General features: G+C 72.8%; 24 protein-coding genes. 13 read left to right on the top strand and 11 right to left on the bottom strand.

Going from position 1 to position 24038, the window contains the following annotated elements; all coding sequences use genetic code 11:
* Positions 1-131 precede the first annotated feature (131 nt).
* Complete coding sequence (locus tag AB0M59_RS28730) at positions 132-341, top strand: hypothetical protein (protein ID WP_364620975.1); 210 nt, start codon at positions 132-134, stop codon at positions 339-341.
* Here AB0M59_RS28730 and AB0M59_RS28725 read toward each other — a convergent pair.
* Together AB0M59_RS28725 and AB0M59_RS28720 are read right to left on the bottom strand one after the other, a co-directional pair.
* The gene (locus tag AB0M59_RS28725; protein WP_364620972.1) at positions 338-739 is read right to left on the bottom strand and encodes a DUF1304 domain-containing protein; all 402 of its coding nucleotides are present in this window, start codon (positions 737-739) and stop codon (positions 338-340) included. The genes AB0M59_RS28730 and AB0M59_RS28725 overlap by 4 nt on opposite strands.
* A complete protein-coding gene (locus AB0M59_RS28720; protein WP_364620969.1) occupies positions 736-1152 on the bottom strand; it encodes a cupin domain-containing protein in 417 nt (138 codons plus the stop codon). Before AB0M59_RS28720 ends, AB0M59_RS28725 begins: the two co-directional genes overlap by 4 nt.
* A gap of 88 nt (positions 1153-1240) precedes the next feature.
* Between AB0M59_RS28720 and AB0M59_RS28715 the strand changes: the two genes are divergently transcribed.
* The 3 genes from AB0M59_RS28715 to AB0M59_RS28705 all read left to right on the top strand — a co-directional run bounded on the left by AB0M59_RS28715 (position 1241) and on the right by AB0M59_RS28705 (position 4435).
* Complete coding sequence (locus AB0M59_RS28715) at positions 1241-2263, top strand: helix-turn-helix transcriptional regulator (RefSeq protein ID WP_364620966.1); 1023 nt, start codon at positions 1241-1243, stop codon at positions 2261-2263.
* Positions 2264-2417: 154 nt separating this feature from the next.
* Positions 2418-4088 carry a hypothetical protein gene (locus AB0M59_RS28710; protein WP_364620963.1) on the top strand — a complete coding sequence of 557 codons (1671 nt, stop codon included), beginning with the start codon at positions 2418-2420 and terminating at the stop codon, positions 4086-4088.
* The gene (locus tag AB0M59_RS28705; RefSeq protein WP_364620960.1) at positions 4088-4435 is read left to right on the top strand and encodes a hypothetical protein; all 348 of its coding nucleotides are present in this window, start codon (positions 4088-4090) and stop codon (positions 4433-4435) included. The genes AB0M59_RS28710 and AB0M59_RS28705 overlap by 1 nt, the downstream gene beginning before the upstream one ends.
* A gap of 6 nt (positions 4436-4441) precedes the next feature.
* On the opposite strand, the gene AB0M59_RS28700 is transcribed toward AB0M59_RS28705, so the two are convergent.
* Positions 4442-5275, bottom strand: a complete 834-nt coding sequence (locus tag AB0M59_RS28700; protein WP_364620958.1) for an alpha/beta hydrolase — start codon at positions 5273-5275, stop codon at positions 4442-4444.
* Between the two features lie 73 nt (positions 5276-5348).
* Here AB0M59_RS28700 and AB0M59_RS28695 point away from each other — a divergent pair, with 73 nt between their 5' ends.
* Positions 5349-6128: an enoyl-CoA hydratase-related protein gene (locus AB0M59_RS28695; protein WP_364620957.1), complete on the top strand. Its 780-nt coding sequence runs from the start codon at positions 5349-5351 to the stop codon at positions 6126-6128.
* Position 6129: 1 nt separating this feature from the next.
* Here the strand turns inward: AB0M59_RS28695 and AB0M59_RS28690 are convergent, their stop codons facing one another.
* The 5 genes from AB0M59_RS28690 to AB0M59_RS28670 all read right to left on the bottom strand — a co-directional run bounded on the left by AB0M59_RS28690 (position 6130) and on the right by AB0M59_RS28670 (position 12340).
* Entirely contained in the window at positions 6130-8736 is a 2607-nt protein-coding gene (locus AB0M59_RS28690) for a glycoside hydrolase family 97 catalytic domain-containing protein (protein ID WP_364620955.1), read from the bottom strand.
* An 81-nt stretch (positions 8737-8817) separates the two neighbouring features.
* Positions 8818-9396: a hypothetical protein gene (locus AB0M59_RS28685; RefSeq protein ID WP_364620953.1), complete on the bottom strand. Its 579-nt coding sequence runs from the start codon at positions 9394-9396 to the stop codon at positions 8818-8820.
* Between the two features lie 65 nt (positions 9397-9461).
* Positions 9462-10244 (bottom strand): hypothetical protein, encoded by a 783-nt coding sequence (locus tag AB0M59_RS28680; RefSeq protein ID WP_364620951.1) that lies wholly within the window; start codon positions 10242-10244, stop codon positions 9462-9464.
* 441 nt (positions 10245-10685) lie between these two features.
* Positions 10686-11465 carry an aminotransferase class IV gene (locus tag AB0M59_RS28675; protein ID WP_364620948.1) on the bottom strand — a complete coding sequence of 260 codons (780 nt, stop codon included), beginning with the start codon at positions 11463-11465 and terminating at the stop codon, positions 10686-10688.
* Positions 11465-12340, bottom strand: a complete 876-nt coding sequence (locus AB0M59_RS28670) for a peptidylprolyl isomerase (protein ID WP_364620945.1) — start codon at positions 12338-12340, stop codon at positions 11465-11467. Before AB0M59_RS28670 ends, AB0M59_RS28675 begins: the two co-directional genes overlap by 1 nt.
* Before the next feature lie 147 nt (positions 12341-12487).
* Here AB0M59_RS28670 and AB0M59_RS28665 point away from each other — a divergent pair, with 147 nt between their 5' ends.
* A complete protein-coding gene (locus AB0M59_RS28665) occupies positions 12488-13054 on the top strand; it encodes an MBL fold metallo-hydrolase (RefSeq protein ID WP_364621021.1) in 567 nt (188 codons plus the stop codon).
* A complete protein-coding gene (locus tag AB0M59_RS28660) occupies positions 13051-13707 on the top strand; it encodes a hypothetical protein (protein ID WP_364620942.1) in 657 nt (218 codons plus the stop codon). Before AB0M59_RS28665 ends, AB0M59_RS28660 begins: the two co-directional genes overlap by 4 nt.
* On the opposite strand, the gene AB0M59_RS28655 is transcribed toward AB0M59_RS28660, so the two are convergent.
* The 3 genes from AB0M59_RS28655 to AB0M59_RS28645 form a co-directional block, all read right to left on the bottom strand.
* On the bottom strand, positions 13679-13924 hold the full coding sequence (locus tag AB0M59_RS28655; RefSeq protein WP_364620940.1) for a hypothetical protein: 246 nt from the start codon (positions 13922-13924) through the stop codon (positions 13679-13681). The genes AB0M59_RS28660 and AB0M59_RS28655 overlap by 29 nt on opposite strands.
* A gap of 72 nt (positions 13925-13996) precedes the next feature.
* On the bottom strand, positions 13997-15526 hold the full coding sequence (locus tag AB0M59_RS28650; RefSeq protein ID WP_364620937.1) for a YibE/F family protein: 1530 nt from the start codon (positions 15524-15526) through the stop codon (positions 13997-13999).
* A gap of 71 nt (positions 15527-15597) precedes the next feature.
* A complete protein-coding gene (locus AB0M59_RS28645) occupies positions 15598-16575 on the bottom strand; it encodes a GlxA family transcriptional regulator (RefSeq protein WP_364620934.1) in 978 nt (325 codons plus the stop codon).
* A 98-nt stretch (positions 16576-16673) separates the two neighbouring features.
* Here AB0M59_RS28645 and AB0M59_RS28640 point away from each other — a divergent pair, with 98 nt between their 5' ends.
* The 6 genes from AB0M59_RS28640 to AB0M59_RS28615 all read left to right on the top strand — a co-directional run bounded on the left by AB0M59_RS28640 (position 16674) and on the right by AB0M59_RS28615 (position 24038).
* The gene (locus AB0M59_RS28640; protein WP_364620931.1) at positions 16674-17378 is read left to right on the top strand and encodes a DJ-1/PfpI family protein; all 705 of its coding nucleotides are present in this window, start codon (positions 16674-16676) and stop codon (positions 17376-17378) included.
* A gap of 101 nt (positions 17379-17479) precedes the next feature.
* Positions 17480-20470, top strand: a complete 2991-nt coding sequence (locus AB0M59_RS28635) for a BTAD domain-containing putative transcriptional regulator (RefSeq protein ID WP_364620929.1) — start codon at positions 17480-17482, stop codon at positions 20468-20470.
* 101 nt (positions 20471-20571) lie between these two features.
* Positions 20572-21081 (top strand): hypothetical protein, encoded by a 510-nt coding sequence (locus tag AB0M59_RS28630; RefSeq protein WP_364387085.1) that lies wholly within the window; start codon positions 20572-20574, stop codon positions 21079-21081.
* A gap of 6 nt (positions 21082-21087) precedes the next feature.
* Positions 21088-21507, top strand: coding sequence for an SPW repeat protein (locus AB0M59_RS28625; protein WP_364620926.1), 420 nt, complete (start codon positions 21088-21090; stop codon positions 21505-21507).
* Entirely contained in the window at positions 21494-22378 is an 885-nt protein-coding gene (gene ligD, locus AB0M59_RS28620; protein WP_364620923.1) for a non-homologous end-joining DNA ligase, read from the top strand. The genes AB0M59_RS28625 and ligD overlap by 14 nt, the downstream gene beginning before the upstream one ends.
* A 193-nt stretch (positions 22379-22571) precedes the next feature.
* Positions 22572-24038: an MFS transporter gene (locus tag AB0M59_RS28615; protein ID WP_364620920.1), complete on the top strand. Its 1467-nt coding sequence runs from the start codon at positions 22572-22574 to the stop codon at positions 24036-24038.

Here is a 24038-nt window from a genome sequence, read left to right as displayed (position 1 = left end):
GCGGTCCGCCACCCGATGACGGCGGCGGCGCCGCAGCCGGCGAGGCCGAAGAAGCCGCGGTGCTCCTATGAGCGCGGCGACCCGAATCTACAAACTGGGAGAAGAGCCGCGTCGCGCACCTGCTGACGCGGATGGAGAACCGCGGCCTGGTGGCGCGGATCGAGGACGGCGCCACCGGCCGGCGCACCGGAGTCGAGCTGACCGGCGAGGGCCGTCGTACGGCGGAGAGGGCCACCCGGGCCCACGGCGCCAACATCCGCCGGCTCGTCCTCGACCGGCTCGAGCCCGAACAGGCCGCGGCCATCCGGGCCTGGAGCGAGCAGCTGACCGAGCCCGGCTAGAACAGGGCCGCGACCAGCGCGACGAGCGGCGGCACGGTCTGCGCGAGCGCGCCACCGCGGCCGGCGCCGCGGGGACGGCTGAGCGCCAGCAGGTCCGACACCCCGAGCGCAACCCCGGCCAGCGCCATGAACCCGCAGCAGTACAGCACCAGGGCGCGCCCGGCCTCGACGTTCCCGGTGTGCAGCAGGATCAGCCCGGTGATCGGGCCGGCGGCGAGGAAGAGGTTGTAGAACCCGACGTTGAACGACCACAGCCGGGTCGCGGGCAGGTTCTCGGTCGGGATGCCGAAGATGTCCCGGTGCACGCCCGGCCGTTCGAACAGCACGACTTCCCACGTGAACGCGAGCAGGTGCACCAGCACCGCGATCCCGGCGAAGACCTGGACGACGGCGTTCACGGCTGCGCCAGCTCGACGCCGTGCCGGCTCGCGATTTCCGGTATCCGATCCGGCGAGGCCTGGTCGACGTCGCGGAAGAAGCGGCCCATCCCGGCGGTCAGGCCGACGGCGAGGAACTGCGCCGACGGCGTGTGCACGGTGAAGGTGTTGACCGCGCCCGCCGGGATGCTGATCGACGCGCCGGGGCCGAGGTCGTGCAGCTCGCCGTCGACGTAGACGGTGATGCGCCCGTGCAGCACGTAGAAGCTCTTCGCCCAGGGCTCGGCGTGCGGCGGGACCGACGGCCCGCGGGGCGCGTCGACCTCGAACAGCTCGTACGCGCCGCCGGTGTGCTCGGCGCCGACCTTGACGGTGATCCGCGCGTCCTTCGAATCGAGTTCCGGGCCTTCGCCCGGGGCGCTGAAATGGGTCATGCCGCCGAGGCTAGGAACCGGGGGGAGCGGCGGACCATCCCGGAATCGTGGGATACCCGGGGGTCACGGCCCGGCGCATACTGCCTCTATGTGGGAGGGTCGGGCGCAGGGCGCGCGGCGCGACATCGCCGCACTCGCGACGGCGGGCCTCGGCGTCGTCGAGCTGCACGCCGCCGTCATCGAGCTGGTCGAGCGGGTGGTGCCCGCGGAGCTGACGTGCTGGGCGTCGCTGGACCCGGACACCGCGGTGATCAGCTCGATGACCAGCGGCCGGGCCCGGATCCCGGGGCAGTACGAGCCGCTGCTGGCGACCTACGAATACGACGGCGCCCAGCCCCACACGTTCGCCGAGCTGGCCGCCCGTCCGGTACCGGCGGCCCGGCTCTCGGACCTGCCGCGCCGGGACGTCGAGCGGTCCGGGCGGCTCAACGAGGTCTGGCGGCCGCTGGGCCTCGGCCACGAGCTGCGCGTGGTGTTCCGGGTCGACGGGACTTCGTGGGGTGCGGCCGGCCTGGTGCGCAGCGGCGAGTTCAGCGACCGCGAAGTCGAGTTCCTGACGGCGATCGCGCCGGCGGTGGCGGCGGCGACGCGGGTGGCCGCGCGCACCCGTGACGCGGGGGAGCGGGCGGACCCGGCGATCGTGGTGGCCGGTCCGGACGGCCGGCAGCGGGCGGCCACCGCGGCGGCCGCGGCGTGGCGGTCCGAACTGGACGCGATCGCCCCCGGCCGGTTCGCGGTGCTGCTGCGCGCGGTGGTGACCGGTGCGCGGGCGGCGGCGACCGGAACGTTCCGCGCGCGGGTCCGCGACGCCCGCGGCGGCTGGATCGTGCTGCACGCGAGCCGGCTGGTCACGGGGCCGGAAGACGACGAGACGGTGGTGACGGTCGGCCGCGCGTCGGGGGCCGAGCTGGTGAGCGTGCTGCTCGCGGCCTACGGTCTGACCGCGCGCGAACGCGACGTCTGCCGCGAGGTTCTCGCGGGGCGGTCCACTTCGGACATCGCCGGCCGGCTCGGGATCTCGGCGCACACTGTGCAGGACCACCTCAAGTCCGTGTTCGGCAAGGTGGACGTCCGCAGCCGCGGGGAGCTGACCGCGAAGCTGTTGTCGTAACCGATCCGAACGCACGCGAAAAAATTGTCGAACGAAGCTTTCCGGGCAATTCCGCGGCGAACGCCGGTGTCCGAAATACCGTCAGCTGTCCCGGTTGTGCATGCTACGGTTCGCAAATTGCAGGTCGCTTTTCCGGAAACCCCGAGGGAGCAGCATGTCCCCTGGCTCGGCGGACGACACCACGCGCTACCTGTGCGCGGCCTCCTACCTCGATCCCCGCTACAGCACGCGGGCGATCACCGAGTTCCTCGTGGAGCCGACCCGGCCGGTGCCGCCGTCGCCCGGCCTCGACGCGGGCCGCGTGCTCACCGAGGCGGTGCGGGCGCGTGCTCGCCGGAAGAACTACGACGGCCTGCTCGTGCTGCTCATGGCCGTCGTCATCGGGCTGTCGTGGGACAACCCGCTGCTCTACGGCTGGATCGTGCTGTCGGTCGTGCTCGTGATCGCGCGGGCGGGCAAGAACGCGAACACGATGGAGCGGTCGTTCAACCCGAAGACGCTCGCGCTGCTGGCCGTCGCCGTCGTGGCCGCCTGGCTGCTGCTGGCCTACTCGGACGAAATCTTCGACTCCGGGAGCCGGTATTCGTCGCGTTACTACGCCGACGTCGAGTACGACGACTCCACGGGCGGCGACACGGCCCGGTTCGTCATCGGGATCGTGCTCGCCGTGGTCGTGCTCATGGTGGTGACCTTCGAGCGCTGGTCGCTGTGGAACCTGCTGACGACGCGCTTCAAGCGCTTCGCGCCGCCCGCCCCCGACAGCGGCAGCCTCACCGGGCTGTTCACCGAAGACTTCCGCGCGCAGCTCGGCCGCTACCAGCGGGGCGACGAGTTCGCCGGCACACCCCTGGTCGTGTACCGCGGCTACAACCCGTTCGTGGGCGCGGGTTTCCGCCGGGACGCCTGGTCGATGGCGATCCCGCTGGAGCGCACCGAGGACGACGCGACCGACCCGGCGAACCGCCGTGAACTCACCACCGAGACGTTGTACGAGGAGATCCGCGGCGCGATCGGGGACCTCCGCCGCTCGGCCGCGCTCTCCCCGGACCGCCGGCTCGGCGGACTGACCGTGACCGAGGCGGTGTTCACCCCGGCGGCCGAACTCGTCGACCACGTGGGGGAGAGCGACGCCGCGTCCTACCTGCCGGACATCGAGTACCCGCCGCACACCCGGCTGACCGAGGCCGAGGTCGAGCGGATCCGGCGGGAACCGAAGGAGTGGGCGCGCTACTACCTGTGCTTCCAGGTGGAGACCTGGGACCGGGACCTCGTGCTCACGACGTTCCTGCACCTGGCGGTGGACGACACGACGCTGTACGTCGAGTGGACGCCGTTCATGCTGCCGCCGATCCGGGCCGAGTACCGCGTCGTGGACAAGATGCGGCAGGAGTCCCTGCGCCCGTTCGGCCAAGGGCTGCTCGGCTGGTTGGAGCTGCCGGCGAGCCTGCCCGGCCGGATCGCGAACCTGGCGTCGTGGATCCGGCAGCCGAGGCGGGAGGCCGGTGTCCTCGACCCGGAGCGCTACGGCGCCGCGAACACCTTGCGCGAGCTCGGGTCGGTCAACCTGTTCACCGACTACTTTCAGCTCGTCGACATCGAGCGGTACGAGAAGATCATCGAAAGCCGGCTCCTGCCGACGATCGGCAAGCTGCTCGGCGACGCCGGGTTCTCGACGGCGAAGTTCGAGGAGCAGGCGGCGGTCGTCATCAACAACGACATCACCATCGGCGGCGACAACCGCGCCCCGATCACCCAGACCGGGCAGCGCGGCCCACGCCCGCGCCCGCCCCGCACGACCGGCCGCCCGGCCGGAACGGAGGCCTGATGGGACCGGGACACCGGATCACGAACAAGATCAGCATCGGCGGCGACAACTCGGGCCGCATCACTCAGACCGGCATCGAGGGCGGCGCCGCCGATGCCACGGTCTCGTCGCTGCTGGAGCTGATCGAGCGGCTGACGACCGAGGTCCGCGGGAAGGATCTCGCGAAGCAGGAGGTGCTTGAGGACACGCTGACCGACCTGGCCGGCGACCTGCGCGCCGGCGACGGGGCGGAGCCGGCGGTGGTGCGCAGCCGCTGGGAGAAGGTCAAGGGCCTGCTGGGCGGGGCGGTGCAGTTCTCCGAGCTGGTCGCGAAGATCTCCGACCAGGTGCAGAAGATCTTCACCTGAGGCGGATCAAAGGACCTTTCGCAGCAGCGCGGTGACCTCGTCCGGCCGTTCCATCGACGGAAGGTGGCCGGTGTCGGGCAGTTCCACCAGCTCCGCGTTCGGCAGCGACGCCGCGAGGTGGTGGGAAAGCTCGACGAGGCCGCGCGCGTCCGCCGTCCCGATCACCACGAGGGCGGGGGTCGCGATCTCGCCGAGCCGGTGCCGGGTGTCCGGGATCCGCTCCGTCCACTGTGGAGCCGTCCAGTCGTGCCGGTACACCTGTTCGCACATTTCCCGTACCCGCGCGACCATTTCGGCCGGCAGCACCGAGACGTCCCGCCCCGGGCCGGCGACGAGGTAGCGGAGGTTGGCGTCGGCCATCGCGCGCACGTCCGCCGGGTCGGGGGTGGCCTCCCGGGCGAGGTAGCGGGCGTACCGGTCGGCCGGGACCGCCTCCGCGGCCAACCGCACGAAGTCCGCCTGCATGTGGTCCGGCCAGGTGTGCCCGGTCAGGCCCGAGCCGAGCAGCACGAGCCGGGTGATCCGCTCCGGCGCGGCCAGGGCGGCGTCCAGCGCGCACGCCCCGCCCATCGACGCCCCGACCAGCGCGGCCTGCTCGATCCCCCGGGCATCGAGCAGGGCCAGCAGGTCTTCGTAGTGGGCGTACTCGCCGGGGCCGTCGGCGGTTTCGCCGAAGCCGCGGCGGTCGTAGCGGATCACCCGGTGCGTGGCGGCGAGCGAGGCGAACTGGGCGTCCCACATCCGGCGGTCGCCGATCGCGGCGTGCAGCAGCACGACCGCGGGCCCCTCGCCCGCTTCGTCGTAGCCGAACGCCGTCCCGTCCACCTCGATCATCGCCATGGCCCCAAGCTAGCGACTCGACCGTGTCACACACCGCAGTTTTCGCTCAGGGCGAGAAGCTAGGGTGCGGTTCATGACCGACGGATTCGACCTGACGCGCGACGGCGAAGTCGCCCGGCTCACGCTGACCCGCCCGGAGAAGATGAACGCGATCACCTACGGCATGTGGTCGGCGATCCCGGACGTGGTGGCCGAGGTGGAAGCCGACCCGGCGCTGAAGGTGCTCGTGATCGCGGGCGCGGGGAAGCACTTTTCGGCAGGCGCGGACATCAGCGAGTTCGGCGAACTGCGCACCACGGCCGACGGCGCGGCGAGCTACGACAAGGCGGTCGAAGGCGCGGTCGCGGCGCTGACCGCGATGCGCAAGCCGTCGGTGGCGATGATCCAGGGCAACTGCATCGGCGGCGGCTGCCAGGTGTCGGTGGCGTGCGACTTCCGCTTCGCGGCCGAAGGGTCCCGGTTCGGCATCACCCCGGCGAAGCTCGGCATCGTCTACCACTTCGACTCGACGCGCCAGCTGGTGTCGCTGGTCGGCCCGGCGCACGCCAAGTACTTCCTGCTGTCGGGCGAGCTGATCACGGCGGACCGGGCCCGCGAAATCGGGCTGCTCAACGACGTCTTCGCTCCTGGCGACCTGGAGACCGCGACGCTGGAGTTCGTCTCGACGCTCTGCTCGCGCTCGCAGGCGTCGATCCGCGGGATGAACCGGATCATCGAGAAGATCGTGGCGGGGCAGCAGACCTCGGACGCGGAGGTCGACGAGATCCGATCCGAGGCGCTGCACGGCGTGGACTACGCGGAGGGCGTCGCCGCGTTCCTCGAGCGGCGCCCGCCGCGCTTCACCCACCGCTGAGTCAGGTGCAGGTCACCGTCGCGTCGGCCCAGTCGGCGTGGTCGGAGTCGTTGTCGTCGCCGCCGTCCGTCACCTCCAGCGTCAGCTTCCGGACGCCGGTGACGTCGGCCGTCAGCGGCACCGCGCCGTCGGCGTCCCGCAGCACCGGCGTCTCGGCCAGGACCCGGCCGTCACCCACGACCCGGAACGCCACCGAGCCCTCCTTGCCCACCTCGTCGTCGAGACCGGTGACCGCCGAGAACGCCGTACACGCGCCGCCGAGCCAGACCGTCACCGAGCTGGGCGAGTTCGTGCCCAGGCCGCGCGCGTACGTCTGCCCGGCGATGGTCAGCGGCTGCCCGTCACCCTCGGCGGTGTCGCCGTTGGACCGGTCGCGCTCCACCGGGCCCCAGCCGTTCGACTGCGCAAGGAACGGCAGCCCGCTGACCTGCGCGGTGCCGGTGGGCGCCGGCGGCGGGATGAAGGCGCTGGTGGCGCCCTCGACGTGCACCGGCCGGTTCTCCGGGTCGCCGCGGAAGCGGTAGACCGCCGCGATCGGCAGGTCCGTCGTGCCGGCCGGGCCGCCGGTGAACCGCCAGGTCCCCGACATCGTCTGGCCGGCGGAGAGCACCGGCCGGTGGACCGGCTCCCCGGTCACCCGCCAGCCGGCCGGGGTGATCGGTGCCAGGTCGACGTCGTACAGCGACGCACCACCGCGAGGCAGTTCGAAGGTCGCCGAGACCTCGACGCTCGTGCCCTCCGCCGTTTCCGGCGTGACGCTCAGCCGGGTCGCGGGCACCTGCCGGACCTCCTGGTCGCAGGACGTCCGGCCCGGTTGTGCGGGGCAGAGGACCGTGACGAACCCGCCGTTCGCGGCCACCGGCACGGTCAGCTGCCCGCCCGCGGTGACCGTCGACTTCTCGCGCAGCAGCCCGGACGGCCCGTCGCGCAGGGTGTCGGCGAGCCAGCGGCCGTGGCCGAGGAAGTCCAGCGGCGCCGTCACCTTCGTGGCCGGGCCCGCCTCGATGCCGCCGACGAACCAGCGGTCACCCGAGCGGCGCGCGAACACGGCTTCCCGTCCGGGCCGCCCGGACAGCAGCCGGGTCTCGTCCCACACCGTCGGCAGCTGGTCGAGCGTGTGGAGGGCTTCCGGGCGGGCTTCGTAGTTCTCCGGCTTGTCCGCGCCGTGCTGCCAGCCCGACTCGTAGACGAAGAACGTCGCCACCTCGTGGGCGTCGGTGGTGTCGCGATCGGACACGACGAAGGCGGTCGGCGTGTAGTCCATGCTGCCGACGACGTTGCGGGTGAACGGGAACATCGTGTTGGTCGCGGCCCGCGTCTTGAACTGCTCCGCGCCGCGGACGGCTTCGAAGCTCATCACGTGCGGCCAGGTCCGCTGGAAGCCGCGCGGGATGGTCGCGCCGTGGAAGTTGATCATCAGCTGCTGTCGCGCGGTCGCCTGCGCGATGGCGTCGTAGAACCCGAACCGCGCCTGCGTGTCGGAGTCCATGAAGTCGACCTTGATCCCGGCCGCGCCCCACGACTTGACCAGCGGCAGCCACTTCGCGCGCTCGGCCGGGGTGTCGAGGGTGTTCCAACGGAACCAGAGGATCACCTCGACGCCGCGGGCGCGGGCGTAGCGGATGACGTCCGGTACCCAGGAGGCGTCCCAGCCCTCGTCGATGAGCAGGTACGGCCAGCCGTGGCGCGCGGCGAAGTCGGCGTACTGCTTCTGCCGCACGGGATCGCTCGGACTGTCGTGTTCGGACAGCCACGACCACGCGACCTTGCCCGGCCGGACCCAGGACGTGTCGGCCAGCTTCGACGGCGGTGCGAGATCGTCGACCAAAGTGGACTCGGTGACCGTCGCCAGGTCGCCGGTGATCGCCACCCGCCACGGCGTGGTGAACGGCCCGGACCCGGTGACGGCGGCGTCGGCGAGCTTGATCGCGTAGCCGGAAGTCCCGGCCGGGTGCGTCAGCCGGGCGCCCGAGTAGCGACCGTCCACATCGGACTCGGTCAGCAGCGTGTAGCCGCCGTCGCCGGTGTCGAACAGCGACGGGAACCCGTAGTCGCCCGCGGCCGCGCCGCTCGCGGTCGTCTCGACGCGGACCTTCTCGTAGTTGGGGGAGTAGGGCAGCAGCCACGCCGGCGCCGCCGCGGGAAGGGTGAACGACGACGCCTCGCCGGTGATCGTCCCGCCGGCCGGCAGCACGTACCGGTAGGCGACGCCGTCGGCGGCCGCCCGCACGACGACGTCGAGCCGTGTGTCGTCCGCGCCGGTGAAGGACAGCGTCGTCTCCGCCGCCCGCGCGTGCCGCTGCAAGCGCTTCCCGGTGGTCATCGTGTAGCGCTCGTCGACGACCCGGTCGGTGCGGCGGACGAACCGCAGGTCCCGGGTCAGGTCGGCGGTCTTCGTCCGCAGGCCCAGTGGAGCGGGGGCGAGCACGGTCGCGTCGCCGCGGGACACCGCGAACGTCAGGCCGCCGTCCCCGGTGCGGGCGACCGCGGCGGTCACCGCGCCGGTGAAGCTCACCGACCAGCGGTCGGCGGCGTCGGCGGGCATCGTGGTCACGACCGTGGCCGCCAGTGCCAGTGCCGTGGCGAGCGCCGGCCTTCTCTCGAACACCAAGGAAGCTCCTTCGCCGCGCGGAAAGGGATGTCGATCACCGATCTTCGGTGGTCGCCCCGGATTCCGCCAATGGTGGGCTCAGGCATCCAGGTATTCGCGGAAGTGCTCGGCGACCACGTCGGTGACGCCGGCCGGATCGAGCCGGCCGTCGATCTCGATGACGCGGATGCCGAGCTCCCGCGCCGAGCGCACGGCCTGCGCGGCGAGCATCCGGTCCCGCGTCAGCCGGGTGCGCTGCCGCGGGATCGCCGGCTCGTCCGACCGGTGCCGCAGCTGGTGCTGGCGGAACAGCTCGGTGGGCACCAGCACGACCATCCGGCTCGGCGAGTCCACGAGCGGGGCGACCAGCTCCGGCCGCAGGCCCCGGCCCTCGGCGACGATCGGCCGCGGCGACTCCCACGCGCGCAGCTCGTCCAGCGCGGACTCGAACCGCTGCCGGAACTCGGCCAGCACCGCGGTCAGCTGCTCGCCAGCCGGGCCGTCGTCGGCCTGGGTGGTGTCGGCCGGGGTGGTGTCGGGCCGGGTCCGGTCGTCGTGGTGGTAGGTCGCGAGCCCGTGGCGCGCGGCCAGCAGCCGTGCGACGGTGGACTTGCCCGTCCACGGGGCCCCACCGATCCAGAGCGTTTTCCGCAGCGTCCCGAACGGATCCGAGGTCATCGTTCGACTATCGCGGCACCGGCGGGCCGAAGGCCAGTGTTCCGGCGCCGGTTGAGCCGTTCAGCTCAGGACCGATCGTCTTCCCCGTCGACGACGAGCACCGTGGAGCTGTCGGCGAAGTCCGGTTTCCCGCCGAGCCGGAAGTGGAACCGCGAGCCGGGCCGGACCGCGGCGACCACCTGGGTCTCGGCCGTGCCGAGCACGATGATCGCGAGCTCGGTCGTGATCGGTTCCGGCCGCAGCACCTCGGGGAGCACGACCGGGAGCGGCAGGGTGCCGCTGACCGAGCCCGAGCCGTCGTCTTCCTCCTGGTGCTCCGGCTCGAACGGCGGCGGCGGGACGAGCCTCGGCCGGCGTCGCCACCAGAGCCCGGCGATCAGGCCGGTGAGCAGACCGCCGGTGCCACTGACCGCCGAGGCGAGCCCGACGCCGAGCCCGGAGGGTTCTTCGGCGGGTTTCGCCTGCGGAACGGGCGGGGGAGCGGCCGGCAGGGGGCCGAACTGCACGGCGGGGTCCCGGGCGTCGTCGGGCAGCTGCAGCACCTGTCCGGGCTCGATGGCGGTGGGGTCGGTGAACGGCGTCCCGTCCGGGCGCGGGCGGCCCTGGTTGAGCCGGAAGATCTCGGGGAACCTGTTCCCGTCACCGAGGGCCCGCTCGGCGATCCTGAACAGCGTGATGTCGTCCGGGTTGTCGGCGTGCGGGACGATGTAGTACTTGACCGGAGGCGGCGGCGTGGCCTGCGCGAGCGCGGGCCCGCCGGCGAGCACGGCGAAGAGGACACCGGCGGCACCGGCCTGCCCGGCCCGCCCGAGGACGCGGCGCACCGCGGGAACCCGGTTTCCGGCCATGGTTCTCCCACCCTCTCCCCGGTGACCCCGGCGGGTCCCGGTGTTGCCCCTGTACACGGGGCCGGGGCGGGCGAGGTTCAGATCTTGCGGTCCGGAGCGGGTCGGGAGGGTCTCGCCGGCCGGCCGTGGGCGCGGTGGGTCGCGGCCGCGGTGTCTTGAATGAGTCATTCAGGGCGTGGGAGGTCCTGAATGACTCATTCAAGACTTATGGGGGGCGCGGTTCGGACCTGGTCCCATGAGGCGGTTTCGTGGACCTGTGGCCGCGGCGCCGCCAGCCCGGTTGCCGCGGGCTCGGCGAGTCGGAGGTCGCGGGTGCGGACGAGGCCGCCGCCGCACGGCGAGCGAGCGTGGCGGCCGTGGGGACTGGTCAGCGTTGTCTTGAATGAGTCATTCAGGGCGTGGGAGGTCCTGAACGACTCATTCAAGACAACGGGAAGCGGCTCAGATCTCGTCCCAGGGCACGGTTTCGTAGGCCTTCGCGAGCAGCTCCACCGCGCGGTCCGCGGGCGGCAGCACGAGGTCGTCGACGGAGGCGACCGCGCGCCCCGGGGTCTCCGAGTTCGTCACGAACATCGCGTCGAAGTCGCGCAGGTCGGCGGGCCGGACCTCGCGCGTCTCCTGCGGGACGCCCAGCCGGCGCAGGGCTTCCTTCTGCGCCAGCATCGTGATCCCCGGCAGCACCGCGGCTTCCGGCCACACGACCGTGTCGCCGGCCAGGAACCCGGTGTTCCAGACCGATGCCTCGCTGATCCGGCCCGCGGGATCGACGAACAGCGCGTCGTCGTAGCCGGCCAGCTCGGCCTGGCGGGAGTGGTAGATCAAGCCGAACGTGCCGAGGTGCTTCACCTGCGGCAGATCCCGTTGGTAGCGCACGGTTCCCAGGCGCAGCGGCGCCGGGTCGGGCGGGTGCGGCGGGAGCGTGCGGACCAGGATCTCCGGTTTCATCGGCTCGTCGAACGAGCGCGTGAGCACCAGGACCCGCACCGAGAGCGCGGGTTCGCCGGCGATCGCCTGCCGGACGTAGGACCGGACGAGGTCGACGTCGAGGTCGGTGCCGAACAGCAGGCGCGTGCTCGTGGCCAGCCGCTCGAGGTGGAACGCGAGGCCGCGGACCCGCCCGTCCCGCACCTGCATCGCGGTGAAGTGACCGTAGGAGGTCATCCCCGCGACGAAGGCGTCCGGGCCGAGCGGGTCCCCGTTCAGCTCGATGCGCCGCGTCACTACTGGACGGTGACGCCCGTGAACTTGACCTGCTTCGTCGGCGCCCCGGTGCCGTCCTGCGGGTTCGGGTTCGCGATGCCCGCCTTGGCGACCGCGTCGAGGACCTTCAGGCCCTCGTCGCTGATGCTGCCGAACACCGAGTAGTCCGCCGGGAGGCCTTCGGCGTCGCCGTAGACCATGAAGAACTGGCTGCCGCCGGAGTTCGGGGCGGACGTCTTCGCCATCGCGAGGATGCCGCGGCCGTACTTGATCTCCGGGAACGCCTCGTCCGGCATCGTGTAGCCGGGGCCGCCCTGACCGTCGTTCGTCGGGTCGCCGGTCGCCGACGGGTCACCGCACTGCAGCATCTGCAGGCCCTCGGTGCCCAGCCGGTGGCACATGGTGTCGTTGTAGAAGTTCTGCTTCGCGAGGCTGACGAAGCTCTGCACCGCACACGGCGCGAGCGCCCGGTCGAGCGTCAGCGGGATGTCGCCCGCGGTGCTCTTCAGCGTCACGTTCACCGTGCCGGTCGACGCGACGTTCTTGCCGTCGGGCAGGTTCACCTTCTTCGGCGCCTTGCCCGTCGTGTCGGCCTTGAAGTCGCACGTCGTCGGGTTCGGCAGCGCCGTCGTCCGCTTCGGCAGCGCCGTGCGCTGCGTCGGGATCTGGACCTCGGTGGGCGTCGGGGCGGCCGAAGAGGAGGGCGCCGCGGCGTCGGTGGTGTCCGCGCCGTTGGCGCTCACGATCCAGACCACGATGCCGGCGATGACGAGCACCGACACGGCCGTCACGCCGATGCCGATCTGCTGGCGCCGCTTCCGCTGCTCCTTACGCCGATCGAGCTGCCGCTCGAGTTTGCGCTTCGCAGCTTCGCGGCGCTGCTGGTTGGTCGCCACCCCGTACCCTCCAGGTTTCCGCTCGTGTCACACGTCTGAGGTAGCGGCAGTGTATGGGCACAGCCTGTGAGGACCATGTACAGGGCCCGCTAGTCTCAACCCGATCGTGATCGGCGCCATCCGGCGCGGATGTCCGGGAGGCGTTCGGTGCTCGTCGTCGGGTTCGGCAGCGGCCCGCTGCAGGCCAACTGCTACCTGCTGGCGGAGGCCGCGGGCGGGCCGTGCGTGGTCGTGGATCCCGGGCAGGAGGTAGTCGCGCCTTTGGCCGCGGCGCTCGCCGAGCACCGGCTGGTCCCGGCGGCCCTCGTGGCCACCCACGGCCACCCCGACCACGTCGCTTCGGCCGCCGATGTCACCGCGGCCCACGGCGTCCCGCTGCACCTGCACCCGGGCGACGCGGAGCTCTACGACGGCGACAGCGTCCCGCTCGAGGCCGGGACCTTCGCCGGTCTGGACCTCGACGTCCGGCACCTGCCCGGGCACACGCCCGGCTCGGTGGTGCTGGTCCTGGAGACGGCGGAGGGCGGGCGGCTCGCGCTGACCGGCGACACGCTGTTCGCCGGGTCGGTCGGCCGCGGCGCCGACGCGGCGTCCGTGCGCGACCTGCTGGAGAGCCTGCCGGACGACACGGTGGTGCTGCCGGGCCACGGCCCGGCGACGACGATCGGACGGGAACGCGCGGGCAACCCGTTCCTCGCCGGGACGGGGGCATGAGCATGGAGCAGGAGACAGAGGGGCCATCGGAACGGCTGGCGCTGTTCGAGGAGGACCCGCGCGGACGCCGCCGCCGCGGGATCTCGGGGCTGATCGGCGTGGTAATCGTCGCCGCCGCGTTCGGCGGCGTCGCGGGCCTGATCGGCGGCACGCTCATCGGGCTCGTCGTCGCGCTGGTGATCGCGCTGCCGCTGCTGTACGTCATGGCGGTCAGCATCCGGCGCCGCGTCTGGCTGGAGGGCTCGACGCTGCTCGTGCGCACCTGGGGGCTGCGCCGGGTCGACCTGGTCGCCGCGACGCGCCTCGACCTGGTGATCGGCGACGTCCGGGGCTCCCGCACGGTGAGCCTGCTGGTCAACGCCGGCCAGCGCGGCAAGGTCGGGAAGGTCGACCTCGCGGTGTTCTCCGGGACCGGCGGCCGCGAGCTGGGCATCCTGCAGCTGCGGAAGCTGGCGAACGCGCTGATGAACAACGTCGAGGCGAACGGTCTCGTGTTCGGGGAGCTGCTGGTCGCGGAGCTGAAGGCCGAGGCGCGCGGCTCCGGCGTGGCGGAACGCCCGCTCTACCGGCTGGCGTCGGTGGCGCCGTCGGGCAAGTACGTGCAGCGGTTCACGATGGAGGCCGTCAGCCGGTTCGTGGCGACTCTCGACTGAGCTCCTCGTCCGCCTCGCGGAGCTGCTCGAGCTGGTAGACCAGCTCCGGGACCTCCTGCGCGATGTACGCGGCGAGCCGCTCGACGTGGTGCAGCGTGGCGCGGACGTCCTCGAGGGCGACGGCGATGCGCGGCAGGGACTCGACGGCCTGGACGGTGGCGGTGACCACCCGCAGCGCACCACGCACCAGGTACCGCGGACCGGCGAGCAGGAACATGGCGCCTCCCGGGTCGGCTGCCGCCTTCCTACCGCGTTCTCGCTGGTCCGGCGCGGCCGGGGTGCGCCGGTGTTACGGGTGGGACGGAACGGCTTTCGTGGTGCTGCTGAGGTACCCGGCGGGCTCGCGGGAGGCGATCAGGGCGGCCAGGACCGTCGTCACCGGGACGGCCGCGACGATGCCGACGCTGCCGGCGAGCGTCCGGATGATCTCCTGCGCGATCTCCTCGCTGCCGAGGAGCGCACCCAGCCCGACGCCGGAGATCGACGAGTACAGCAGCACCGGCAGCGCGGCCCCGGCGTAGGCCATGACGAGCGTGTTGACCGCCGAACCGACGTGGTCGCGGCCGATGCGCAGGCCCGAGCGGTACAGCTCCTGCCAGCTCAGGTCCGGGTTGGCGCGGCGAAGCTCCCAGACGGCGCTGGTCTGCGTGACGGTGACGTCGTCCAGCACGCCGAGCGCGCCGATCACGACCCCGGCGAGCAGCAGCCCGCGCGAGTCGATGCCGTGGCCGAGCGACCCGATGAGCGTCGACGTGCTGTCGTCGAGCCCGGTCAGCGACGCCGCGGCGGAGAAGATCGCCGACAGGACGCCGATGAGGGCGAGGCTGGCGAGCGTGCCGAGGACGGCCGCCGACGTTCTCGCCGTCAGGCCGTGGGTCAGGTAGAGCGCGATGAACATGATCGCGCCGGACCCGGCGATGGCCACGACCAGCGGGTTCTCGCCGGCGAGGATGGCCGGGAGGATGAACAGCGCGATCACCAGGAACGACAGGCCGAGCGCGACGAGCGCCGCGAGGCCCTGCCAGCGGCCGAGCACCAGCACCGCGACCGCGAAGAGCGCGGCGAGCAGGAGCAGCGGGGTGCCGCGCTGGAAGTCGACGAGCTGGAAGCTCGCGGGGTCGCCGGCGTTCCCGCCGTTGTAGGCGAGCACGACGGCGTCGCCCGCCGAGAACCGCGGGGTGCTGGGCTCGATCGGGACGGTCAGCTTGAGCTGCTTCCCGCTCGCCGGGCCGTCGGTCATGGTGAGGTCGGTGGTCAGGCAGGGTTTCGCGTTCGGGTCCGTCTGGTCGCCGACCTGGACCTGGCCCTGGGCGAGGCAGGGCCCGGTGTTCGTGGCGGTGATGTTCGCCGACACGGGCGTGCCCTGCGGGACGACGCTCGTCGGGTCCGGTTTGCCCCACGGGTAGAGCACGATCATGCCGACGACGGTGGCCAGGGCGAGCGGGGCGAGCAGCCAGATCAGCAGGAGCCGGACGCGCTTCGACGCCGGGGCGGCGGGGCCGTGTCCGTGCCCATGGCCGTGCCCGTGGCCGGTTTCGGCGGGGGGCTCCGGCTTTTTCGGGGTGCGCGGCTTGGCCGGGACCCGCTGGGGTCCGGTCTCGGTCCGCCTGTCCCCGGTGGCGCGTTGCGTGCCGTTCGCCTGGACTCGCTGCGGTCCCGTGTCGGTGCGGCGGCGGGCGGGATCGGCGGCGCGTCGCGCGCCTTCCGAAGGCGTCCGGCGGACGGGTTTGCGGGGCGTGCCCGCCGGCGAAGGGGACACCTCGTCCGTGATCCGGCGAATCGGGCCGGTTGCGTCGTCGTCGAGGTCGGGGCGGTCCACGCGCACATCCTGACAGCGGGATCCGCGGGTCCGCGCGAGGGGCCGCCGACGGCCCGGTTCGTCCGGATGCGTCAGCCGTAGGCCTGGCGGACGTGGACGCGCCGGTAGGCCGACGGCGGGGTGTCGAAGTGGTCGAGGAAGGCCTGCCGCAGCGTCTCCGTCGAGCCGAAGCCGCAGCGGCGGGCGATCGTCGCCAGCGGGAGGTCCGTGCCGGACAGCATCCTGGCCGCGTGCTCGGTGCGGACCGTGCGGACGTACTTGCCCGGCGTCGTGCCCAGGTGCGCGTCGAACAGACGGGTCAGCTGGCGGGTGCTGATCCCCGCGCGGGCCGCCAGCGCCGGCGTGCCGAGGTCCTCGTCGAGGTGCTCGGCGATGTAGGCGGTCAGGTCGCGGACCTCGCGGTGCTCCGGCGGCGGGCCGGCCAGGAACAGGCTGACCTGGGCCTGGTTTCCGGGCCGCTGCAGGTACGTCACCAGGGACCGGGCCACCTCGCGGGCCAGCGTCGGCCCGTGGTCGGCCTCCACGAGCGCCATGGTCAGGTCGAGCCCGCTGGTCACCCCGGCGGCCGTGTAGACGTTGCCGTGCCGGATGTAGAGCGGCACCGGGTCCACCGTCACCAGGGGGTAGGCGTCCGCGAGCTTCGCCGCCCAGCGCCAGTGGGTCGTCGCGCGGCGGCCGTTGAGGAGGCCGGCCGCGGCCAGCACCTCGGCGCCCGTGCAGACCGACGCCACCCGCCGGCTGGTCTGGGCCAGCCGCCGGATGTGGGCCAGCACGCGTTCGTCGGACGCCGCCGTCGTGCTGCCCCAGCCGCCCGCGACGACCAGCGTGTCGAGGTCGGCCGCCACCTGGTCGAGCCGCAGGTGCGGTTGCAGGACCAGACCGGAGCACGTGCGGATGGCCTGGCCGTCGACGGTGGCCAGCCGGATCTCGTACGGCGGGCGGGCGCCGTGGCGGTTGGCGGCGTCGAGGACGTCGGCGGGACAGGCGACGTCCAGCAGCTCGACGTCGGGAAATCCGACGATCGTGACCCGTCTGGGTGAGCCTGCCATGATCGCACGCTAGCAGCCGGACCGGCCTTCGGACGCGGTTCGCAGGATTTCGGACATCATCCTCAGCAGGGCCGGGACCCGGCGCCAAGGTGAGGGCCATGACCGCTGAGCAGAAGACCCTCGCTTTCGTCGTCTACCCCGGGCTGACGCCGCTGGACCTGGTGGGCCCGCTCCAGGTGCTGAGCGCCCTCGCCCAGATGGACCCCGGCTACCGGACCGTCGTCGTGGGCGCCACGAAGGACACCGTCGGCACCGACACGCCGCTGAGCGTCGCGCCGAGCCACACCTTCGACGAGGTGCCGTCGCCCTACGCGGTGCTGGTGCCCGGCGGCACCGTGCCGACGCTGCACGCGATGTCGGACGAGCGCCTCCTCGCCTGGCTGCGCACCGCGGCCGCCGGCGCCGAGCTGGTGACGTCCGTCTGCACCGGCTCGATGATCCTCGGCGCGGCCGGGCTCCTCGAAGGCAAGCGCGCGACGACGCACTGGATGTTCCGCGACCTGCTGACCGGCCTGGGCGCGACGCCGGTCGCCGAGCGCTGGGTCGAGGACGGCCGGGTGATCACCGCGGCGGGCGTCTCGGCCGGCATCGACCTGGCGCTGCACCTGGTGGAGCGGCTGGCCGGGCGGCAGATCGCGACGAACGTCCAGTTCGCCATCGAGTACGACCCCCAGCCGCCGCAGGGCGGGCTGGACTGGGCGAACCAGCCGTACGGCGACCTCAAGCCGCTGCGCGAGCACACGCTGAAGGCCGGGCTGGCGGACAACCCGGAACTGCTGGACAAGTTGCTCGCGCACACCTGAACCAACGTCGTCGGCCATCCGGGTGATCGAGCGCAATGCCAGTCACCGGGCGGCTACATTCACCCCGCGCGATCAGGTGATCTCGCGGATGAGGTGTAGCCGTGCGGTTCCAGGTCCTCGGTCCGATGACGGCCTCCGTCGTGCTGCCGTCGGCGGCCCAGCCGCGGCGGCTGCTCGCCGTCCTGCTCGCGCGCGCCGGTCAGTTCGTCGGCCGCGACACCCTCGTCGACGAGCTGTGGCCGGACGGCGCGCCGTCGAGCGCTGCAGCGATCGTGCAGGTCACCGTGTCGAAACTGCGCAAGACGCTCTCGCCCGGCCTCGGGGCCGCCGAGGCCGGGCAGCGCCTGCGCTCGGGGCCCCGGGGCTACGCGCTGGCCGTCGAGCCGGGGGAGCTGGACGCCGACGACTTCCTGACGCTGCTGTCCGCGGGCGCCGACGACCGGGCGCAGCGCCGGCGCGCGCTCGAACGGGCCTTGGCGTGCTGGCGGGGTGACGCCTTCGCCGACGTCGCGGGCGGGCCGCTGCTGGAGGCGCACAAGCTGTGGCTGGAGGACCGGCGCTCGGCCGCGTTGCTGCAGCTGGTCGAGCTGGAGCTCGCCGACGGCGACGGCCGGTCCGTCGTCGAGCGGCTCGACCCGGTCGTCGCGGCCCGGCCCGCCGACGAGCGGTTCGCCGCCCGGCTCGCGTCCGCGCTCGGCGCCGTCGGCCACCGTGAATCGGCCCTGGAGGTGCTGCGCCGGACGCGGCGGGCGCTCTGGGAGGAGGCGGGCGTCTGGCCGGGCGACGACCTCGTCGCGGTGTACCGCCGGATCGCCGGCACCGACTGGACGACGCCCGGGCCGCCCGCTCAGCTCCCGCCCGCGGTGCCCGACTTCACCGGCCGCGTGGCCGAGCTCGCCGACGTCGGCCGGGCCCTGCGCGGCCCGGGCCCGGTGGTGCTGCACGGGGCCGCCGGCGCCGGGAAGTCCGCGCTGGCCGTCCAAGCGGCCTGGCGGGCGCGCCGCCGGTTCGCCGACGGCCAGCTGACCGCGTCGCTGCGGGGCGCCGAGCCGGCCACCGTCCTGACCGGGTTCCTGCGCTTGCTCGGCGCGACCCCCGCGGAGCTGGCCGATCGCGCCGGCCTGACCGGGCTGTGGCGCAGCTACACCGCGGACCGGCGGCTGCTGGTGCTGCTGGAGGACGTCACGAACGAGGCCCAGGTGCGGGCGCTGCTGCCGAGCGGGCCAGGCTGCGCGACGCTGGTCACCGCGCGCCGGGAGCTGCCCGGCCTGTGCGGCGCGCGGCCGGTCCCGATTGCCGAACTGTCCACAGAGGACGCCTGGGCGTTACTCTCGGCGATCGTCGGCGAGACTCGACTGCGAGCGGAACCCGAAGCGGTGCAACGGCTTCTCGGTCACTGCGCCGGGCTCGCGCTCGCCGTCCGGATCGCCGGGGCGAAGCTCGCGGCGCGGCCGAACCAGCGCGTCGCCGACCTCGCCACCCGGCTCGCCGACGACCGCCGCCGGCTTGACGAGCTGACCACGGGCGACCTCGGCGTCCGGGCCGCCGTGACGTCCGCGCTGCGCGAACGGCCCGCGCCGGACCGGTACCTCCTGCGCCTGCTCGCCGCGTTCGCCGGCCCCGCGCCGGATTGGTGCGCCGCGGCGCTGCTCGACCGGCCGCTCGACGAGGCCCGCGACCGGCTCGATGCCTTGGCGGGCGCTCACCTGCTGGACGTGGCCGGGACGCACTGGGCGGTGGCCCCGTTCGCCCGGCTCGTCCTGACCGAAGGGACGCCGCCGGAGACGGACGCGATCGCGCTGCGCCGCGCGTGCGAGGTCACCCTCGCCCTCGCCGAGCACGCCCGCGGGGATGCCGGTTTGCCCGGATCGCACGCCCCGGCCGAGCCCGTCCGGAGCCGCCCGGCACCGGGTCTCTCCCGGCCGGATCCCGCCGCGCTGCGGCAGGTCGCGGCCGACCCGGCGGCCTGGGCGGCCGAAGAGACCGCGCACCTCGCCGCGGCCGCGCGGCTGGCCGGCACGCACGGCTGGCACGACCTCACCGAACGCCTCGCCGACGCGTGCACCGCGCTGGCCGGCACGCCTTGGCTCGGCCACGCCGCCCGCGCCGTGTCGGTGCTGGGCCTGGCCGCGGCCCGCCGTCGCCGGGACCCGCACGCGGAAGCCGAAAAGCTGTACAACCTCGGCTCGGTGCACCTGCAGCACGGCCACGGACGGCAGGCGCGGAACTACTTCGTCATGGCCGAGAACCGCTTCCGGCGGCTCGACGACCCGCAAGGCACCGGTGCGGTGCTGGCCGCGCTCGCCGACGTCGACCTCGACGGCGGTGACCCGCGGGCCGCCGAGGCCGAGCTGCTCGAAGCCCTCGACCTGCTGCGCGAGTGCGGCGACCGCCAGGGGCAGGCGGCCGCCGCGGCGCAGCTGGGGTCGCTGGCCGAGGACGTCGGGGACGTGCGGCGCGCCGTCGAGAGCTTCGAGGTGAGCATGCTGCTCGCCCGGGAGTGCGACGACGGCCGCCGGCACGACCAGGCCGCCAAGCGCTACGCCGACGTCCTGCGCCGCCACGGCGGCTGCGACCAGGCGGCCGACCTGCTCACCGGCGCGCTCGGCGGCACCGTCCGCACCCGCGAACGGCACTGGGAGGCGCACGTCCTGCGCAGCCTCGGCGATCTGCACACCGAGGCAGGGGAGCTGGGTGACGGCGAACGCTGCCTGACGCGCTCACTGGGGCTGTTCGAGCAGATCGGGCACCGGCACGCCGGCGCGTACACCCACCGCAGCCTCGCCGAGCTCCGCCGCCGGGCGGGCGACCCGGCCGGTGCGCGGTGGCACCTGCGCGTCGCGATGGGCGTGTTCCGGGAGCTGCGTGACCGCCGCGGAGCCGGCTACACCCTGCTCAGCCTCGGCCGCACCCACGCGGACGAGGGCGCCGGGCCGGAAGCCGCGCGGCTGCTGCGGACGTCGGCCGGCCTGTTCGAGGAGCTCGGGTTCCCGCTGTGGGAGCTGCGGGCGCTGCGGGAGCTCACCGCCGTCACCAGTGAATCCCCGGCACGCGACCGGACTCGTGAAGTCTTGACGAAGATCAGGACCTGACCCGCTCCCGCCGGGGTCCGCGGCGGCGTCGTTTGGCGAAGTTATGGCCGTCCCGATTTGGCTGCCGCCGTCTGAGATCGTCGCAGGAGAAGGAGCAAGGCATGCCGGGACAACGGATGCTCGCGCGCGTGGCAGTGGGATTGACCGCTTCGGCCGCGACGGTGGCCTTCGCCACCATCGGCACGGCGTCGGCGAGCGTCGAGGTCACGAAGCTCAGCCAGTCGGCCGCCGCGTCGCAGCTGTCCGCCGCCGGGGTCACGCACTCGTCGAGCGGGGGCTGCACCACGCGGTCGAACTCGACCTGCACGTCCTACGAGCAGATCAACCAGACCACGGTCACCGGCGTGATCACGCTGAAGCGGGCCAGCGGCTGCGCGGTCAACATCACCGGTGGGACCGAGGTCGGCCACGCGTCGGGCACCTACAGCCACTACAACGGTTACAAGGTGGACATCGCGCACAACAGCTGCATCGACAACTACATCAAGAACACCTTCAGCTACATCGGGCTGCGCGGTGACGGCTACCCGCAGTGGAAGGCCGGCTCCGGCAACCTCTACTGCGACGAGGGCAACCACTGGGACATCACGTACTACACCTGCGGCTGCTGAGGTCCGGTGCGGGGCCTGCCCGTCTCGAGGGCTGCGGGCAGTCCCCGGTTACCGGCCGCTACCGCCGGGTACAACCGCGGGCCTCGTTCTGCTCGCCGGTTTCTTCCCGTGCTCGCCCCATGGGTCGCCGGTTTCGCTGGGGCGGACGTGCTCGCGCTGAGCAACACCGTTGTCGGCGCGGTCCGGTCGCGGTGGCGATCGCTCGCACGGCGACGCGGCGCGCGTGCGGTTCCTCGGCTGGGTCGTTCCGGTGCTCGGCGCGTGGGCGGCGCTGTCGCCGTGGCGGCCGTGGTCGTGCTCGCCCAGGCTGGGCTGAGCACGCTCCGAGTGGACGCGTCCGGCTCCGGCCGGGCACGCTGCGCGGTGAGATACGCGCGGGTGGACCGACCCGCAGCCCGGCGAGGGAGGCCCGGTGGAGCCCGATGAAATCACGACGTCGAACCCGGACAAGATCTACTACCCCGAGGCCGGGCTGACCAAGAGTGACGTCGTAGGGCACTACCGGACCGTCGCCGACGTGATGGTGCCGCACCTGCGCGGCCGGCCGCTGACCCTGCGCCGCTACCCGAACGGCATCGCCGGCCAGACGTGGTACCAAAAGGAGGCCGGCTCCAAGCTGCCGTCGTGGATTCGCGTCGAGGCCATTCCACAGCGGACCACGAGCGACGTCCGGCACGTGCTCTGCGACGACTCCGCGACCCTGGTGTACCTGGCCAACCAGGCCGCGATCGAGTACCACATCTGGTCGTCCACCGTGGACGACCTCGAGCACCCGGACATGGTGCTGATCGACATCGACCCGCCCGAAGGCACGGCGGTCGCCGATCTGCGGGACATCGCGCGCATGGTTCGCGACGTCTACACCGCCGCGGGGCTGACGGCGTACCTACAGGCCACCGGCGGGCGCGGGTTCCACGTCGTCGCGCCACTGGAGCCCAGCCAGAGCTACGACGAGGTCCGAGACCTGGCCAAGGCGGCCGCCGAGGTCCTGACCCGGCTCGACCCCGACCGGCTGACCACGGCGGTCCGGAAGAACCAGCGCGGCGACCGCGTGTACCTGGACGTCCTGCGCAACGGCTACACCTCGACGTTCGTGGCGCCGTACTCCCTGCGCGCGCGGCCGTCCGCAGGGGTGGCGACGCCGCTGAACTGGCACGAGCTGGGCAAGGCGGAGCCGGACGGCTGGACACCGAAGCGCATCAAAGAGCGGTTGGCGCGCAAGAAGGACCCGTGGGCCGGGATGGCGGAGCACGCGGCCTCCCCCGCGATCGCGATGGGGCTACTGAAGAAGCTGTAGCCGCAAAGGGCACTATCCGCGGCTGAGCTGCGCGTGGGCGCTCGCCTCGGGCAGTTCCGGGATCGCCAGGAACCGCACGCGAGAAGAAATTGCTGTGCAATCCGGAGGAAGGAAGGGAGCCCTCCTCCTCCGTACGGTCGACGCAGACCTACGGACCGCGGAGAGACGCCGTCTCCGCTCGAAGGAGAGAGCCGTGAACCTCGCTCAAGCCGCCCCCACCTCGGTGGCGCAGGGTCTGGACCCGCGCCGCTGGAAAGCCCTGATTCTGCTCTGCACGGCCAACTTCATGGTGATCCTCGATGCCCAGATCGTCATCATGGGGCTGCCGTCGATCTCGGCGGACCTCCACCTGTCGCCGGTCCAGGCGCAGTGGGCCCTCTCGGCCAACCTGCTGACGTTCGGCGGCCTGCTCCTGCTCGGCGGCCGCGCGGCCGACCTGCTCGGCAGGCGGAAGGTGTTCATCGTCGGCACCGCCCTGTTCCTGCTCGTGTCCCTGCTGTCCGGGCTGGCTTGGAACGGCGAGGTCCTGCTGGTGGCCCGGGCACTGCACGGCATTTCCGCGGCGCTGATGGCGCCGACCGCGCTGTCCATCCTGACCAACACGTTCCCGGAAGGTCGTGAGCGCAACAAGGCGTTCGCCGCGTGGTCCGGGATCGCCTCCATCGGGGCCACCGTCGGCCTGCTGCTCGGCGGCACGCTCATCGACTGGTTGGGCTGGCAGTCGATCTTCTTCGTGAACGTCCCGGTCGCGCTGCTGATGCTGGTGCTGACCCCGGCGCTGCTGCGGGAGAGCAAGGACGCGGGCAAGCAGCGGACGTTCGACCTCGCCGGGGCCGTCGTCAGCACCGCCGCGCTCGGCCTGCTGATCTACGTCCTCGTCGAGGCACCCGCCAAGGGCTGGGTCAGCTTCCACACGATCGGCCTCGCCGGGGTGTTCGTCTTGCTCGTCGCGCTGACGATCGTGATCGAGAAGCGATCGGCCGCGCCGCTGGTGCCGCTGCGGCTGTTCCGGTCGTCCGCACTGGTCGGCGGCAACCTCGTGACGGTGATCGCGGCGATGCTCGCGTTCGGCATGTCCGTGGCGATTTCCCAGTACTCGCTGGGCGTGCTGAAGTACACCGCGCTGGAATTCGGGCTCAGCCAGTCGGCGATGCCGATCGCCGCGGTGATCGGCGCATACATCGCCCAGGGCGTGCTGGCCCGCGTCGGCATCCGGCCCGTCGCCGTCGTCGGCGTCGTGCTGCTTGGTGCCGGCTGCTGGCTGCTGACCGGGATCTCCCCGGAGGGCAGCTATTTCGCCGACGTCTTCCCGGGCCTGGTGCTGTTCGGGCTCGGTCTCGGTGGCGGCCCGGTCGCGCTGGCCGCGGCGGCACTCGGCGGCATCGCCAAGAAGGACGCGGGCATCGCGTCGGGCTTCAACACGGCGGCCTTCCAGGTCGGCGGTGCGATCGGCGTGGGGATCGTCTCGACGGTGATCGCCTCCCACATGGCCCAGGCGGCGACCAACCCGGCCGCGGTGATGGACGGCTTCACCCAGGGCTTTGCCGCTTGCGTGATTTTCGCGGCGGTGGGTCTGGTATTGGCCGTTGCGTTGCTCCGGAAGTCGGGTGGCGGGAAGCTGCAGGTGGTTCCGGAGCAGCGGACCCCTTCGGCGCACTGA

The sequence above is a fragment of the Amycolatopsis sp. NPDC051371 genome (assembly GCF_040682155.1).
Lineage (GTDB): Bacteria > Actinomycetota > Actinomycetes > Mycobacteriales > Pseudonocardiaceae > Amycolatopsis.
Note: the sequence above shows the minus strand (reverse complement) of the source record. Positions and strands in the feature narration are given on the sequence as shown.